The organism is Mordavella massiliensis, from assembly GCF_016902415.1.
GTDB classification, from domain to species: Bacteria; Bacillota; Clostridia; order Lachnospirales; family Lachnospiraceae; genus Merdimonas; species Merdimonas faecigallinarum.
The window spans coordinates 1-1,260 of sequence record NZ_JACJLV010000104.1 but is presented as its reverse complement, the minus strand read 5'-3'; the positions used below and the strand labels follow the sequence as shown (position 1 = coordinate 1,260).

The window sequence follows — 1,260 nt, the reverse complement described above, 5'->3', positions numbered from 1 at the left end:
GTATTATTTTAGTATATTTTTCTGACTATTTTGCAATTCAAAAAATTTACTTCATTATAAAATGAACTGTTTACAGATCCACGATTTTTGTCAGATCTACCTGCGGCTTTGTATAGGTGTCCGGATCCGTCTCATCAAACTGTTCCAGAAAAGAAATCACCTGATCCGTCAGATACGCCGGCGTTGATGCTCCGGAAGAAACCGCGGCCTTTTTCTTTCCTTTTAAAACGCTGATATCCAGGTCTTCCAGGCTCTCGATCATATAGACTTCCCGGTTCTCCCTTGCGATTGACGCAAGCTTCTGTGTGTTATTCGAATGCGGATCGCCGACGATAAATACCACGTCGATATCCGCATCCATATTTTTGATTGCCTCCTGACGTACTTTTGTAGCCGTACAGGTTTCCTTTTCAATCGTAACGCTGGGAAGAATTTCTTTCGCATACTCGCAGAGGTCCTGCACATCGTAAAGAGACATCGTGGTCTGGTTGGTTATCACATAATCCGCCCCGGGATCCAGAGTCTTAAGATCCTCTTTGCTGCCGATCAGATGAATCCTTTCTGCATCAATAGAAACTGCTCCCTCTGCTTCCGGGTGGCCTTTCTTCCCGATATATAATATTTCATAGCCTTTCGAAAGTTTTTCTTTGATCAGTTCATGGGTCTTGATCACATCGAGGCAGGAAGCGTCGATCACATTGAGACCTTTTGCACGGGCCTTTTCAAATACCTGATCGCCTGCGCCGTGAGCTGTTATGATCACCGTTCCCTCCTGGATCTCATCCAGAAGTTCCAGCCGTGTCTTCCCGGGATGATCGATGGTTTCGATCCCCATCTGCTTTAACGCATCAACAATGTATTGATTGTGTACGATCATTCCCAGTATTACAACCGGCTGTTTTTCCCCGCGGGCCTGCTTCGCCATCTCAATCGCGCGTACAACTCCTTTACAGTATCCTCTTGGTCTGATTGCTTTTACCTGCATCTTTGATTCCTCCAGCTTTCGGTAAACTTACATGTCACTGATTTCATTATAACGGAAACAGGATCATATGGAAATAAGAAAGCAATTCCTGTGAAATAAAAAAGGTCAGGGACTTTTGTCCTTGACCTCATCTTACATATACCTTCAAAACTGCATATAAGAAACTTTCATCCTGCCTACCGACCTTCTTTGGTCATGCCCTCGACCGATTAGTAGCAGTCAGCTCCATACATTACTGTACTTCCACCTCTGCCCTATCTACCTCGTCGTCTTCA

Annotated in this window: 1 protein-coding gene and 1 rRNA gene; both read right to left on the bottom strand. The window is 44.6% G+C overall.

Features of this window, described 5'->3' with window-relative positions:
* Positions 1 to 70 precede the first annotated feature (70 nt).
* Entirely contained in the window at positions 71 to 985 is a 915-nt protein-coding gene (locus H6A13_RS12950; RefSeq protein ID WP_204909939.1) for a 4-hydroxy-3-methylbut-2-enyl diphosphate reductase, read from the bottom strand.
* 189 nt (positions 986 to 1,174) lie between these two features.
* Positions 1,175 to 1,260 (bottom strand): 23S ribosomal RNA (locus H6A13_RS12945); the annotation flags it as partial.

Bases quoted from the DNA above. Each gene is read 5' to 3' on its own strand.
- H6A13_RS12950 (WP_204909939.1), bottom strand. From the start codon at position 985: ATGCAGGTAAAAGCAATCAGACCAAGAGGATACTGTAAAGGAGTTGTA.